13 protein-coding genes and 2 pseudogenes are annotated in these 12,972 nt (G+C 71.6%); 8 read left to right on the top strand and 7 right to left on the bottom strand.

Annotation, left to right across the window (positions count from 1 at the left end; all coding sequences use genetic code 11):
• Positions 1 to 472: 472 nt before the first annotated feature.
• Together ACFTZC_RS06445 and ACFTZC_RS06450 are read left to right on the top strand one after the other, a co-directional pair.
• Positions 473 to 1,114: a helix-turn-helix domain-containing protein gene (locus ACFTZC_RS06445; RefSeq protein ID WP_365819357.1), complete on the top strand. Its 642-nt coding sequence runs from the start codon at positions 473 to 475 to the stop codon at positions 1,112 to 1,114.
• Between the two features lie 207 nt (positions 1,115 to 1,321).
• Complete coding sequence (locus ACFTZC_RS06450) at positions 1,322 to 2,083, top strand: S16 family serine protease (RefSeq protein ID WP_382887772.1); 762 nt, start codon at positions 1,322 to 1,324, stop codon at positions 2,081 to 2,083.
• On the opposite strand, the gene ACFTZC_RS06455 is transcribed toward ACFTZC_RS06450, so the two are convergent.
• The 4 genes from ACFTZC_RS06455 to ACFTZC_RS06470 all read right to left on the bottom strand — a co-directional run bounded on the left by ACFTZC_RS06455 (position 2,037) and on the right by ACFTZC_RS06470 (position 4,778).
• Complete coding sequence (locus tag ACFTZC_RS06455; RefSeq protein ID WP_382887408.1) at positions 2,037 to 3,392, bottom strand: MFS transporter; 1,356 nt, start codon at positions 3,390 to 3,392, stop codon at positions 2,037 to 2,039. The genes ACFTZC_RS06450 and ACFTZC_RS06455 overlap by 47 nt on opposite strands.
• Positions 3,389 to 3,598 (bottom strand): hypothetical protein, encoded by a 210-nt coding sequence (locus tag ACFTZC_RS06460; RefSeq protein WP_382887410.1) that lies wholly within the window; start codon positions 3,596 to 3,598, stop codon positions 3,389 to 3,391. Before ACFTZC_RS06460 ends, ACFTZC_RS06455 begins: the two co-directional genes overlap by 4 nt.
• A gap of 33 nt (positions 3,599 to 3,631) precedes the next feature.
• The gene (locus tag ACFTZC_RS06465; RefSeq protein ID WP_382887412.1) at positions 3,632 to 4,228 is read right to left on the bottom strand and encodes an ArsR/SmtB family transcription factor; all 597 of its coding nucleotides are present in this window, start codon (positions 4,226 to 4,228) and stop codon (positions 3,632 to 3,634) included.
• Positions 4,229 to 4,307: 79 nt separating this feature from the next.
• Positions 4,308 to 4,778 (bottom strand): Lrp/AsnC family transcriptional regulator, encoded by a 471-nt coding sequence (locus ACFTZC_RS06470; RefSeq protein WP_382887414.1) that lies wholly within the window; start codon positions 4,776 to 4,778, stop codon positions 4,308 to 4,310.
• A 249-nt stretch (positions 4,779 to 5,027) separates the two neighbouring features.
• Here ACFTZC_RS06470 and hppD point away from each other — a divergent pair, with 249 nt between their 5' ends.
• Complete coding sequence (hppD, locus tag ACFTZC_RS06475; protein ID WP_382887773.1) at positions 5,028 to 6,107, top strand: 4-hydroxyphenylpyruvate dioxygenase; 1,080 nt, start codon at positions 5,028 to 5,030, stop codon at positions 6,105 to 6,107.
• An 8-nt stretch (positions 6,108 to 6,115) separates the two neighbouring features.
• Here the strand turns inward: hppD and ACFTZC_RS06480 are convergent.
• Positions 6,116 to 6,265: pseudogene (locus ACFTZC_RS06480) on the bottom strand (DUF397 domain-containing protein); the annotation flags it as partial.
• A 97-nt stretch (positions 6,266 to 6,362) separates the two neighbouring features.
• Between ACFTZC_RS06480 and ACFTZC_RS06485 the strand changes: the two are divergent.
• Positions 6,363 to 7,190, top strand: coding sequence for a nucleotidyltransferase domain-containing protein (locus ACFTZC_RS06485; protein WP_382887416.1), 828 nt, complete (start codon positions 6,363 to 6,365; stop codon positions 7,188 to 7,190).
• A gap of 36 nt (positions 7,191 to 7,226) precedes the next feature.
• On the opposite strand, the gene ACFTZC_RS06490 is transcribed toward ACFTZC_RS06485, so the two are convergent.
• Positions 7,227 to 8,360 (bottom strand): FAD-dependent oxidoreductase, encoded by a 1,134-nt coding sequence (locus ACFTZC_RS06490; protein WP_382887418.1) that lies wholly within the window; start codon positions 8,358 to 8,360, stop codon positions 7,227 to 7,229.
• A 123-nt stretch (positions 8,361 to 8,483) separates the two neighbouring features.
• Between ACFTZC_RS06490 and ACFTZC_RS06495 the strand changes: the two genes are divergently transcribed.
• The 4 genes and pseudogenes from ACFTZC_RS06495 to ACFTZC_RS06510 all read left to right on the top strand — a co-directional run bounded on the left by ACFTZC_RS06495 (position 8,484) and on the right by ACFTZC_RS06510 (position 11,082).
• Positions 8,484 to 9,197, top strand: coding sequence for a TetR/AcrR family transcriptional regulator (locus tag ACFTZC_RS06495; protein WP_382887420.1), 714 nt, complete (start codon positions 8,484 to 8,486; stop codon positions 9,195 to 9,197).
• A 66-nt stretch (positions 9,198 to 9,263) separates the two neighbouring features.
• On the top strand, positions 9,264 to 10,391 hold the full coding sequence (locus tag ACFTZC_RS06500; protein WP_382887422.1) for an AAA family ATPase: 1,128 nt from the start codon (positions 9,264 to 9,266) through the stop codon (positions 10,389 to 10,391).
• Between the two features lie 59 nt (positions 10,392 to 10,450).
• A pseudogene (locus ACFTZC_RS06505) lies at positions 10,451 to 10,720 on the top strand (hypothetical protein); the annotation flags it as partial.
• 119 nt (positions 10,721 to 10,839) lie between these two features.
• On the top strand, positions 10,840 to 11,082 hold the full coding sequence (locus ACFTZC_RS06510) for a DUF4276 family protein (RefSeq protein ID WP_382887775.1): 243 nt from the start codon (positions 10,840 to 10,842) through the stop codon (positions 11,080 to 11,082).
• A gap of 174 nt (positions 11,083 to 11,256) precedes the next feature.
• On the opposite strand, the gene ACFTZC_RS06515 is transcribed toward ACFTZC_RS06510, so the two are convergent.
• Positions 11,257 to 12,897, bottom strand: a complete 1,641-nt coding sequence (locus ACFTZC_RS06515; RefSeq protein ID WP_382887424.1) for a tetratricopeptide repeat protein — start codon at positions 12,895 to 12,897, stop codon at positions 11,257 to 11,259.
• Positions 12,898 to 12,972 lie beyond the last annotated feature (75 nt).

Here is a 12,972-nt window from a genome sequence, read left to right on the forward strand (position 1 = left end):
CAGGTGCCGTGATCGTTGTAACGGTTGATGTACAGCGTGGCCGCTGTCCGGGAGTCCCGGCAGCGGCCACGTCGCCGTTCCGGGCCCTTTCCGGCGCCTTTTCCGGCCTTCGGTGATCACTCAACGGGTCATATATGGGCACGCGACGTCACCACGTGATCGGACATTTGACGTCAATGCGCGTTGACTCACCACTCATGCCCGGATTCTGGACGAGGGCTTCCGCTGAGCGGTACCGATGGTTAATGTCCCGGCAATGTGAACGCTCCGTGGCAACTCCGCCGCGTAGCGCAGCCGGTGGTGCCATGCCCTGCCGGTGGCCTCTCCGCGCGGCGCCGGGACGGGATCCGGCGCCGCGGAAGCTCCATGGCGGGGAGAGCGCCGTCGTCACTCTTCCCCGAGGCCTCGGCTTCGCCCGACCAGGGGAGACCGCATCCGGACTCGTCCGACTCACACCGAAGGAGAGGGCGTCGTGACCGCGGAGACCTCCCAGACGCTCGACCGGGGACTGCGCGTCCTCAAGCTGCTCGCCGACACCGACCACGGGCTGACCGTCACCGAACTGTCCACCCGGCTCGGCGTCAACCGGACCGTCGTCTACCGGTTGCTGGCCACCCTCGAACAGCACACGCTCGTCCGCCGTGACCTGGGCGGCCGGGCCCGGGTGGGCCTCGGGGTGCTGCGCCTGGGCCGGCAGGTGCATCCGCTGGTACGGGAGGCCGCGCTGCCCGCGCTGCGCGCGCTCGCCGAGGACATCGGCGCGACGGCGCACCTGACGCTCGTCGACGGCGCGGAGGCGCTGGCGGTCGCCGTCGTGGAGCCGACGTGGACCGACTACCACGTGGCCTACCGGGCCGGATTCCGTCATCCGCTGGACCGGGGCGCGGCCGGCAAGGCGATTCTCGCCGCCCGGCAGGGCGCTCTCACCGAGCCGAGCTGCACGCTCACCAGCGGGGAGCTGGAGGCGGGCGCGAGCGGGGCCGCGGCGGCGCTGATCGGGGTGACCGGGATAGAGGGGAGCGTGGGCGTGGTGATGCTCGCGGACGCCGTACCGGAACGGGTCGGTCCGCGCGTGGTCGACGCGGCCCGCGAGGTGGCCGACGCCCTGCGCTGACCGGCGCGGACGGGCTGCGGAGGGCCTGCGCCGACCGGTGCGGACGGGCTGCGGAGGGCGGTGTGGAGCGCCTGCCGAGGGCGGTGCGGACGGTCGGCCGGGGCGGCGCGGACGCCTGGGCGAGGGAGGCGGTACGCGGCAGATAGATTGAACACCGTGTTCTCTCGCCTCCCGCGGTTCTCTCGCCTTTCACGCCCCAGCGTCCTCATCGTGTGCGCCCTCCCGATCGTCGCGCTCTTCGTCGTCGTCGGCGTCGCACCGCTGCCGTACGCCGTGGCGCAGCCCGGGATGACCGCGGACGTCCTCGGCACGAACAAGGACCGGCCGGTCATCACCATCAGCGGCGCGCCCGTACGGAAGACCGAGGGGCAGTTGCGGATGACGACGATCGAGGCGACCGGGCCGTCCACCGACGTAGACTTCGGCGACGTGGTCGAGGGCTGGTTCCGTACGGACCGGGCCGTGCTGCCCCGCGAGGCGGTCTACCCGTCGGGCCAGTCCGACCGGCAGGTCAGGAAGCACAACACCCAGGACATGATCGACTCGCAGAACTCCGCGACGACCGCCGCCCTCGCCCTGCTCGGCGAGGACCCGGCGAAGGTCGACGTCGGCCTCCATCTCGCCGATGTGGGCGGCCCCAGCGCCGGGCTGCTCTTCGCGCTCGGCATCGTCGACAAGCTCGACGGCGACGGCGCGGGCGGCGACCTGACCGGGGGCCGCACCGTCGCCGGTACGGGGACGATCACCGGCGACGGCAAGGTCGGCCCGGTCGGCGGGGTGGCCCTGAAGACCCAGGCGGCGGGGCGCGACGGGGCGACCGTCTTCCTCGTACCGAAGGCGGAATGCACGGACGCGCAGGCCGAGTTGCCGAAGGGGATGCTGCTGGTGCCGGTCACCACGCTGAAGGGCGCGGTGTCGTCGCTCACGGCGCTGGAGCAGGGGCGGACGGACCGGGTCCCGAGCTGCTGACGTCCCCCGCGTCCGCGTCCGCACTCGCCTTCCGGGATGTCTCCGGAGCGGGCGTCTCCGCGGGGCGTTCCATGGACCGCCAGGCAGGGAAGACCAGCGGGCTCAGCGTCGCCAGCAGATAGACCCCGCCGACCACCAGCAGCGCGCTGCCCAGCCCCGCGCGTTCGACCAGCAGGCCCGCGGCCAGCCCGCCGAGCGGCATCGTCAGCTCGACCCCCGCGGTGGTCACACTGGACACCCGGCTGCGCAGCGCGTCCGGCACCCGCTCGTAGATCACGGTGGTGAGGATCGGGTTGAGCACGCCCGCCGCGAAGCCGCCCGCGGCCATCGTCACGGCCAGCGGCAGCGTCCCGTCCGTCAGCGCCGCCACCACGAACCGCGGTGCCCCGCAGAGCAGGAAGGCCCCCGCGAAGACGGCACGGCGCGGGAAGCGCTCACCGTACGCCCCGTACAGCAGGGCACCCAGCAGCGCGGAGCCGCCGAACACGGCGGTGAGCAGCCCGAGATCGGCCGAGCCGCCCAGCTCGTCGCGGGAGTGGACCGGCAGCAGGACCGAACTCCAGCCCTGGTCCAGGCCATTGGTGATCATCACCATCAGCGTGATGCCCATGAGCAGCCGGGTGCGGGCCAGGAAGACGTATCCCTCGCGGAGTTCGGTGCGGTACGTGGTGAGCGAGACCGGGGCGAGGCGCTGCGGCTCCGCCGAGCGGACTCCGCGCAGCCCGGCGGCGATCAGCGCGGCGGAGGTGGCGAAGGTCACGGCGTCCAGCAGCAGCACCGTCTCCGCGCCCACCACCGCGATCAGTACGCCGGCCAGCGCGGCCCCGATCATCCGCGCGCCGCGCGAGGCCGCGTCGTACAGGCTCGCGGCGCGCGGCAGGGTGGTGCCGGCGCGCTCGGCGAGGTCGGGGAGCAGGACGTAACGGGCGGTGAGCCCCGGGGTGTGGACGAGGCCGCTGAGCGCCATCAGCGCGCAGAGCATCCAGAACTCCAGCGCCCCCGCCCGGTGCAGCAGCGGGATCGCGGCCATGGCGAGACCGCAGACCAGATCGGAGACGACGGAGACCCGCCGCCGCCCGAGCCGGTCGATGACCGGGCCGCCGACGACGGCGGAGATGACGACGGGCAGCGTCGCGCAGAAGGCCACGATCCCGGCGTCGGACGCGCTGCCGGTGGTCTGGAGGACGAACCAGGGCACCCCGATGAGGGTCAGTGAACTCCCCGCTATGGAGATGGTGTTGGCGGCGAGCGTGGCGGCGAAGGGCCACCGGTCGCGGGGGCGTTCGCCGGACTGCTTGCCCCCGCTCACGCGAGGTGCGTTCTCGTGCGTGCCACCGGGCGGTTGACGAGACGCAGCCCCAACTCGACCAGCGACCAGCCCAGTCGGGTGCGGAGGCCGGCGCGTAGGTCCGTACGGGGCCGTCGTGGCCCGGTGGTCTCCCGGAACTCGGCGGCCTCCCGGTGCAGTTCGGCGGCGCGCAGGCGGTGCAGTGTGAGATGGATGTCGGCGTGCATGGTGGATCCCCCCTGAGATCTGCTTCGGTCGTCTCAGCCCGTCGAGCCGCGGCGCGGGAAGGAGTGCAGGTGGACGCGGACCTGCGGGGCGTCCTCGGTGGCGGGCCCGATCCGGCGGTAGCGCTCGGCGACCGCGTGTATTTCCTCGTTCATCTCGATGAGCTGCTGAGGCGTCAGCCGCAGGGTGAAGTCGCTCATGTCCGCGGCCTGCGACCACTCCCGCGGCCAGTCGCCCGCCGTGCCCAGCCAGGTGGTGAGTTCCTGGGTGTGGATGGTGGCCACCTCGTGCAGGAACAGGTCGGCCGCGCCGCGCACCTCCGGATCGGCGTTCATGTGGAGGTCATCGCTGAACCGCGTCCCTTCCTGGGCGGCCTTCCACCATCGCTCACGCCCCTCACCCCGCGTCGGGTCGTCCTCGACGAATCCGTGCGTGGCGAGCTGGCGCAGGTGGTAGCTGGTGGCGCCGCTGGACTCGCCCAGCCGGGCGGCCAGTTGGGAGGCGGTGGCGGGGCCGTCGTGGCGGAGGGCGCCCAGCAGGCGGATACGGAGCGGGTGGGCGAGACCGCGGAGCGAGCGCGCGTCCAGGGCGCGCTCGCGATGCTCCTGTGGCTTCTTCTCGTGCTCGGGCATGGTGTCACCGTAGCCATGCAAAGACTTCGTTGCAACGCTTTCTTTGCAACGGAGTCTTTGGGTCCTGCTTCCCGCCCGGTCAGTCGTCCCGCGACGCCTGTTCCACCAGCGGGATGATCCGCAGCGGCACCGGGTTCTCCATGACGATCGCCGTGGCGGCCCGCACGATCCCGTCGAAGCCGACCACCAGGTCGATCACCCGCTGGAGATCGGCGTTCGAGCGGGCGACCAGGCGGCAGAGCATGTCCCCCTCGCCGGTGGTGGTGTGCAGTTCGAGCACCTCGGGGACGCTCGCCAGGTGGGCCCGTACGTCCGCGCCCTGCCCCTGCTTGATCTCCAGCGTGGCGAAGGCGGTGACGGGGTAGCCGAGCGCCGCCGGGTCCACCGCCGGGCCGAACCCCCGGATGACGCCGTTCGACTGCAACCGGTCGAGCCGCGCCTGTACGGTCCCGCGCGCCACGCCGAGCCGGCGTGACGCCTCCAGCACCCCGATCCTGGGCTCCTGGGCCAGCAGCACGATCAGCCTGCCGTCGAGCCGGTCGATACCCACGGTCCGTCTCCCTCCTCCTGCACGGACATACCTCCAGCATGGTCATCCTGTGCGAATCGTCCCGCCATTCTCGCCATCCGCTGTACAGAATGCTCAGTCAGAACCTGAACTGTTGCGCATCTTGCGGAGCGGCCTGACGCTGGAGCCATGGCTGACACCTCGACGCACCGCACCCTCGGCGCCCCGGGCACCGCCCCCGGCGCAGCCCCCGACACCGCGCGCGAGGCCGATCCCTTCCCGGTCAGGGGAATGGACGCGGTCGTCTTCGCCGTCGGCAACGCCAAGCAGGCCGCGCACTACTACTCCACGGCCTTCGGCATGAAGCTCGTCGCCTACGCGGGCCCGGAGAACGGCAGCCGGGAGACCGCGAGTTACGTCCTGACCAACGGCGCCGCCCGCTTCGTCTTCACGTCCGTCATCAAGCCGTCCACCGACCGGGGCCGCTTCCTCGCCGCCCATGTCGCCGAGCACGGCGACGGAGTCGTGGACCTCGCGATCGAGGTCCCGGACGCGCGGGCCGCGTACGCCTACGCCACCGCGCACGGCGCCCACGGCCTCCAGGAGCCGTACGAGCTGAAGGACGCGCACGGCACCGTCGTCCTGGCCGCGATCGCCACGTACGGCAAGACCCGGCACACCCTCGTCGAACGCTCCGGTTACGACGGGCCCTACCTGCCCGGCTTCGGCGCGGCCGACCCGATCGTCGCGCCGCCCGCCAAGCGGACCTTCCAGGCCGTCGACCACTGCGTGGGCAATGTCGAACTCGGCCGGATGAACGAGTGGGTCGGCTTCTACAACAAGGTCATGGGCTTCACGAACATGAAGGAGTTCGTCGGCGACGACATCGCCACCGAGTACTCCGCGCTCATGTCGAAGGTCGTCGCGGACGGCACCCTCAAGGTGAAGTTCCCGATCAACGAGCCCGCGGTCGCCAAGAAGAAGTCGCAGATCGACGAGTACCTGGAGTTCTACGGCGGGGCCGGCGTCCAGCACATCGCGCTCGCCACGAACGACATCGTCGCCTCCGTACGGGCGATGCGGGCCGCCGGGGTGCAGTTCCTGGACACCCCCGACTCGTACTACGACACCCTCGGCGAGTGGGCGGGGGAGACCCGGGTGCCCGTCGACACCCTGCGCGAGCTGAAGATCCTGGTCGACCGCGACGAGGACGGCTATCTGCTCCAGATCTTCACCAAGCCGGTCCAGGACCGGCCGACGGTCTTCTTCGAGATGATCGAGCGGCACGGCTCGATGGGGTTCGGGAAGGGCAACTTCAAGGCGCTCTTCGAGGCGATCGAGCGCGAGCAGGAGAAGCGCGGCAACCTCTGACGGGGTGAGGGGAAGTCCAGGACGGGGCCGATCGGGTCCTTGGAGTCACGGACGGGGACGATGCCGCGCGAGGCGGCAAGGTTGGCGGCGATCTCCACGCAGTTGCCGCCGTTGCCGGTGTAGGAGGACTTGATCCGGCGAGGGGATTCGGTCGTCACGGGGTGCCCTTTCGGAGCTGTTCGATCATGGCCGCGGGGCGAGCCGTCACCGGCAATCCGGTCGCCAGGAGCGGTCCCGTTCGGCAGACTCCACCCGGTGGACCACGTAACGAAGATCGCGAACCGGCTGGCCGGCGTCGGCGGCGTCGTCGCAGTCTGCCTCGGCGGCAGCCGGGCACGCGGCACGCACAGGCCCGACTCCGACTTCGATCTTGGCCTCTACTACCGCCCTCCGCTGGACACCGCCGCCCTGCGTCTGCTCGCCACCGAGCTGACCGGCGGCGCGGTCGAGGTGACCGAGCCGGGCGGGTGGGGGCCCTGGGTCGACGGCGGCGGCTGGCTGACCGTCGACGGGGCACACATCGACTGGATCTACCGCGACCTGGACCGCGTGCACCGGATCTGGCGGCAGTGCCGGGCCGGGCGCTTCGAAGTGGGCACCCAGGCAGGACACCCGCTCGGGGTCTACTCGCACGCTTACGCCGGTGAGGTGGCCGTCGGACGCGTCCTCGCGGACCCCACCGGTGAACTGACCGCCCTGCGGGAGCGGATCAGGGCCTCCTACCCACAGCCCCTACGTGACTCGCTGGTCGCCAACGCGCGATGGGAAGTGCCGTTCACCTTGTCCATCGCCCGCAAAGGCGTGAACCGGGCCGACGCCTTCTACATCGCCGGCTGCTTGTTCCGCGTGGTGGGACTCCTGGTGCACGCCCTGCACGCCCAGGCCGGGTGCTGGGTGCTCAACGAGAAAGGAGCCGTCGAGGCGGCAGGGCGGCTCCCGACGGCTCCGGCCAACTTCTCCGCACGCGCCCACGCCCTGTTCGGCGCGCTCGGCGCCACCCCGGAAGAACTCACCACGGCGATCGACGACGCGGACCAGTTGGCCGCCGATGTCCTGGACAGCCTCACACCCTCGCCGGGATGACGGGGTGACGGGGCGCACTGTCTGACACTGTCCGGGTCATGCGTTCGGTTCGGCGCCGGTCATCAGGGCGAGCAAGCTGTGGGGCGCCCGGTCGTCGATCATGATCGTGTAGAAGCCGTCGTCGTCCGCTTCCACGGCGGCGGCGCGGGCGAACATGGCCTGTTCGTACGAGGCGAGCGCGGTCTCCGTATCGCCGGGGTGCGCGGCGAGGGCTCGGCCGAGTTCGGCGCCGTCCTGCATGGCCAGGTTGGCGCCTTCGCCGTTCGGGGCCCGGAGGTGGGCGGCATCGCCGAGCAGGGTCACCCCGGGCACGCGGTCCCAGCGGTGCCCGGCCGGCAGGGTGAAGACGGGGCGCAGGGCCGGTGGGGTGTCGCTGGCGGTGATCAGGGCGGTGAGTGCGGGAGCCCATCCGTCGAACTCCCTCGCAACCCGTGCGGTGAGGGCTGCGGCATCGGTGGCGTCGAGGTCGGTGAACCAGTCCTGGGGCTTCTTCAACTGCGCGTAGGTGTGCAGGGTGCCGCCGCCTTCGCGGTGGGCCAGCAGTCCCCTGCCCGGCGCGAGCGCGAACAGTGAGCCGCCTCCGACCGCCTCCGCGGAAGCGCCGTGGCGGGTGTCCGCGTCGAAGAGAAACGTCTCCACGCTGCAGACGCCGAAGTACTCCGGGGCGGCCTTCGAGAGCAGCGGTCGTACGCGCGACCAGGCTCCGTCGGCGCCGATGAGCAGGCCCGCGACGGCGGTGGTGCCGTCGGCGAAGTCGACCTGGTGGTGGCCGTCGCCGAGGGCCCGCACGGCGGTGACCTTGCGGCCCCAGCGGACGGTGCCGGCGGGCAGGGAGTCGAGGAGCATCTGCCGCAGTCCGCCGCGCGGTGCCTCCGGGCGTAAGCCGGTTCCGTCGTCGGGCAGGTCGAGCAGCACGTTCCCCGCCTGGTCCATGATCCGGTACGCCTCGCGGCCCGGGAGGATCAGCCGGTGGAACTCCTCGGTCAGGCCGGCCGCTTCCAGAGCGGCCTGCCCGCTCTGGGGGTGCAGGTCGAGCAGGCCGCCCTGGCGGCGGGTGTCCGGCGCGGGTTCCGCCTCGTGGACCGTGGCCGGGATGCCGTGCACGTGCAGTACACGGGCCAGCGTCAGGCCGCCCAGACCTGCTCCGATGATCGTGACAGGTGTCGTCATGGTGTCCTCCGTAGCCCCTTGCGGGGTGCCGTGACGCCCTCATCGGATCGTCACTTTGGATCGTCACTCCAATCACGCTAGCATGAGGTTGGATCGACGATCCATTCGTGCGATGCTGGGGGCATGGTGAAGAGAACGGCGAAGGGATCCGCGCGGGCTCCGCGGCGGACGGAGAGCCTGTCGAGGGAGGTGATCATCCGGACCGCGATCGAGATGCTGGACGGCGGTGGCGAGAAGGCGCTGACGCTGCGCGCGCTCACCGTGCGCCTGAGCACCGGCTACGGGGCGATCTACCACCACGTCGCGGACAAGGGCGATCTGCTCGCGACGGCCGCTGACGAGGTCATCACCGGCGTGATGTCCGGCGTGGTCGCCGACGCGGATCCACGCACCGCTCTGCGCGTCCTCGCCCTCGGCCTGTTCGACGCGATCGACGCGCACCCCTGGGTCGGTGCGGAATTCTCCCGCCAGCCGTGGCGGCCCGCGCTGCTGGACTTCTACGAGGGCGTCGGCCGCCTGCTGGACGCCCTCGGTGTGCCGGAAAAAGCCCGCTTCGACGCGGCCGGCACGCTCGTGAACTACGTCCTCGGCGTCGCCGCGCAGAACGCCGCGAACGCACGGCTCCGCGCGGGCAGCGACACGGACCGGGAGACCTTCCTGGAGAACGCCGCCACGCAATGGGCGCAGGTCGACCCGGGCCGCTACCCGTTTGTGCACGCGGCGGCGACGCACTTGGGCGAACACGACGATCGCGAGCAGTTCCTCGCCGGGGTGGACATCTTCCTCGCCGGCATTTCAACCCTGTGCCGGCCGCGGAGATCTCGTCCACGACAATGACCGGGACGGAACTCTGCGGGACCGCGCGGCGGTGCCTGACCCCGATAGCTCGATACATTGATGACCATGTCACGCAGGGTTCGGCGCATCACCGTCAGCGGCTACAAGTCCATCGAACAGGTCGAGCTGGCCCTGAGTCCGGTCACCGTGCTCGTCGGCCCCAACGGCGCGGGCAAGACCAACTTCATCGAGGCCGTCGAGCTGCTCGGGCGCATCGCCGATGGTGAGTTGGGTATGGAGGTCGGGCTGCGTGGTGGAGCCGTGGCCATGCTGCACGACGTGGCCAAAGGATCCGCGGGGATCGGACTGCGTGTGGAGGCCGACGACACCGACCTGGTGAACGCCTACGAGGCAAGGCTGGTTCCCTCGCATCGAGGAGACCTGGTCTTCGGCCGTGAGGTGGTGGAGTTCCATGACGCGTCACGTGATGAGCAGCCGCTGACGCAGGAGATCGGCCGGGGCCATGGCGAGTCGAAACTCGCCGAGGCCGCGGAAGAGGGGCCGTTCGGAGCCGGCGGCGTGGCCCGTCACACGTTGGAGATACTGCGGGGCTGCCGCGTCTACCACTTCCATGACACGACCCCCGGTGCCCCGGTGAAGCAGCCGGGCTACGCCTCCGACACGGAGGTCCTGCACCCGGACGCACGCAACCTCGCCGCGTTCCTGCGGCGCATGGGCGAGGAGCATCCCGCGGCGTACAAGCAGATCGTGCGTACGGTCCGTTCCGTCGCACCCTTCTTCCGTGAGTTCGTCCTCACCGAGGACGCGGCGGGGCGCGTGCTGCTCCGGTGGAAGCAGTCCGGGTCCGACACCGTGTTCCCGGCCGACGCACTGTCCGACGGCACGCTGCGCTTCATCTGCCTTGTCGTCCTCCTGCTCCAGCCGCGACCGCCCGCGCTGCTCGTGCTCGACGAACCCGAGTTGGGCCTGCACCCCTTCGCCATCACCGTGCTGGCGGAGCTGTTCCGGTCGGCCTCCACCCACAGCCAGATTCTCGCCGCCACCCAGTCCGTCACCCTGCTCGACCAGTTCGGGCTCGACGAACTCGTCGTCGCGGAGCGCGTGGACGGCTCGACGACGCTGCACCGGCCCGATCCCGAGGCACTGGCAGCCTGGCTCGACAGCTACTCGCTCGGTGACCTGTGGCTGAAGAACCTGCTGGGCGGTCGGCCCCGGCCCGAGCGGGAACGGTGAGGTCGGGGCAGGTGCGTCAGGTTCACGTACTGGTGGAGGGTGCGACGGAGGAGCGCCTGGTGCAGCAGGTCCTCCAGCCGGAACTGTTCGCGCGGGACATCTGGGTCAGCCCGGTCGCACTCAAGACCCGGCGGGCCGCAGGCCGGCCGCACGACAAGGGCGGGGTGAGCAGGTGGCCCAAGATCGAGCACGACATCCGGGCACTCCTGCGGAACTCGGCCGTCGACACGGTGACCACGATGCTCGATCTGTACGGGCTGCCCTCCGACACGCCCGGGCTCTCCGGCGCCCCGGCCGGTGACGCGTACGCTCGCGTCGGCCATGTCGAGGAGGCGATGGCGCGGGTCATCGACGACCCGCGATTCCTGCCGTTCCTCGTCCTCCACGAGACGAGGCCTGGGTACTCGCCGCCGCGGACGAGCTTGCCGAGCTGGTCGAGTCGCCCAGGCTGGCCGACGTACTGCGGTCCCATGTCACCGTCGCGGGCGGCCCCGAACTGGTCAACGACGGTCCCGACACGGCGCCGTCGAAGCGGATCCTGCGGGCCCATCCCGCCTACCGCAAGGTCGTGGACGGCCCGGACGCGATCGAGCTTCTCGGCCTGGGCGCCTTGCGCACCGCCTGTCCTCACCTCGACGCCTGGCTGAAGCGCCTGGAATCCGGATCCGACAGCCGGGACCGCTCCTGCTGACAACAGACACCGGCTGGTGTGCACCTGGGCGGGGCAGCCGCTCCCGGACCAGGCACCGCACACAAGAAAGCGGGGCCCGGTCTCCTCGACCGGGCCCCGTTCCGCTCCCGTACGTATGCCGCTGCCGCGTGTGTCGCTGACGCGTGTGCCGCGTACGCCGCTGACGTCCGCCCCTCAGGAAGGCGACGGTGTCACCGGAGGAGTCACCGGCCGCGTCATCGGCGGTGTCGCCGACGGCGTTCCGGTCGGCTGCGGGGCCGGTGACGTCGGGCGTACCGTCTCGGGCGGCTGCGGCGTCGAGCCCGCGCCCTCGATGTCCTGCGGGCCGCCCTCCGCCGGCTCCCCGAGCGACTCCAGCGCGTCCAGCGCCCGCGGCGCCAGCAGCGGCGAGAAGTACGGGTTGATCCGCAGCGCCTCGTCGAGGTGGCGGCGGGCCGGGCCGTCCATCTCCAGCGAGCGCTCGATCTCGCCCCGGTGGTACGAGAACAGCGCGCTCCGCCGCCCCTGCTCCGTCGCCTTCTTCGCGTACTTCAGCGCCTCCTCGCCCCGGCCCGCCCGGTACAGCGCCCACCCCAGCGCGTCCGCGACCTCCATGCTCCGGTGGTGGCGCGCCCACTCCGAGCGCAGCCGGGCCACCGCGGCCGCCGGGTCGCCGTGATCGGCCTCGAAACGGGCGAGGACCAGCTCCTCGTTGACCCCGTGGCCCTGTGCCCGCGCGGCCCGCGCGCGCAGCGTCGCGTACTGCGTGCGGGCATCGCCGTCCAGGCCGTTCGCGTCGTACAGCTCGCCCAGCTCCAGCGCGTACTCCGGGCGCGGCAGCTTCGCCAGCGCCGCCTGGTAGGCGCGGTACGCCTCGTCCGTCCTGCTCAGCGCGGCCAGTACGCGTGCCCGGCCGGCCAGCGCGGCGGGGTGGTCGTGCGCCGCGGCGAGCGCCGCGTCGTAGAGGCCCATCGCCTCGGTCGGCTCGCCGCGCTCCCAGGCCAGCTCGCCCAGCGTGTACAGCGCCTCCGCCTTCTGCTCGGGGGAGTCCGCGCGGGTCGAGGCCTCGACCGCCTTCGCCTCCGCGTCCTCGCGCCAGCCGCGGTCGCGGTAGACCGACACCGAGCGCTCCAGCACGGCGGGGGTGCCGGGGCGCAGCTCTTTCAGCTTGTCGAGCGCCTTGCCCGCCGCCGCGTAGTCACCCAGACCGGTGTACGCGTCGATCAGCACCGGGTACGCCGTCCACGCCCCGGGCTTCCGGGCGCGGAGCGTCTCGCCCCACTTCTTGGCGGTGGTGAAGTCGTGGCGGGCGTTGGCGAGTGAGCCGAGACCGGCCAGGGCCCGGGTGCGGGCGGGCGCGCCGATCCCGCCCTGTTTGTTGTCGTCCGCCCCGTCCCCGTCGTCCGTACCGTCGCCGTCCCCGTCGCCCTGGTCGGCGGCGCGGGCTCCGTGGTCCTCCGGTCCCGCCGCCCCCACCGGCTGCCCCTTCAGCGAGCGCTGGAGCGCCTGGTCGGCCTTGGAGAAGTACGTCGAGTCGCCCCGCTGCTCCCCGCGCTCCACGTACGCCGCGCCCAGCACCGCCCACGCCGTGCTGTCCTCCGGATGTGTACGCAGCCACTTCTCCCGGTCCAGGATGAGCGCGTCGAGGTCGGGCAGCGAGGCGGGCGCGCCCGCGCTCACCGCCGCCAGGGCCCGCTCGACCGGGGTCGCCGGCCGCGACCCCTCCCCCCTGTCGGGTACGAACAGCAGCACGCCCCCGACCAGCGCCGCACCCACCCCGGCCGCCAGCGCCGCCCTTCTGACCTGCTTAACCTGCTCCTTCTTCATGGCGTTCATGCCGATTACTGTGCGTCAATATGAAGAGCACACACGGTCTTGAGTTGTGGATTGCACACGGGTTCACACCGATGG

This window comes from Streptomyces sp. NPDC056987 (genome assembly GCF_042673865.1).
GTDB lineage: Bacteria > Actinomycetota > Actinomycetes > Streptomycetales > Streptomycetaceae > Streptomyces.

Bases quoted from the DNA above. Each gene is read 5' to 3' on its own strand.
- ACFTZC_RS06460 (WP_382887410.1), bottom strand. From the start codon at position 3,598: ATGCACGCCGACATCCATCTCACACTGCACCGCCTGCGCGCCGCCGAA.
- ACFTZC_RS06465 (WP_382887412.1), bottom strand. From the start codon at position 4,228: ATGCCCGAGCACGAGAAGAAGCCACAGGAGCATCGCGAGCGCGCCCTG.
- hppD (WP_382887773.1), top strand. From the start codon at position 5,028: ATGGACGCGGTCGTCTTCGCCGTCGGCAACGCCAAGCAGGCCGCGCAC.
- ACFTZC_RS06490 (WP_382887418.1), bottom strand. From the start codon at position 8,360: ATGACGACACCTGTCACGATCATCGGAGCAGGTCTGGGCGGCCTGACG.
- ACFTZC_RS06495 (WP_382887420.1), top strand. From the start codon at position 8,484: ATGGTGAAGAGAACGGCGAAGGGATCCGCGCGGGCTCCGCGGCGGACG.
- ACFTZC_RS06500 (WP_382887422.1), top strand. From the start codon at position 9,264: ATGTCACGCAGGGTTCGGCGCATCACCGTCAGCGGCTACAAGTCCATC.
- ACFTZC_RS06515 (WP_382887424.1), bottom strand. From the start codon at position 12,897: ATGAACGCCATGAAGAAGGAGCAGGTTAAGCAGGTCAGAAGGGCGGCG.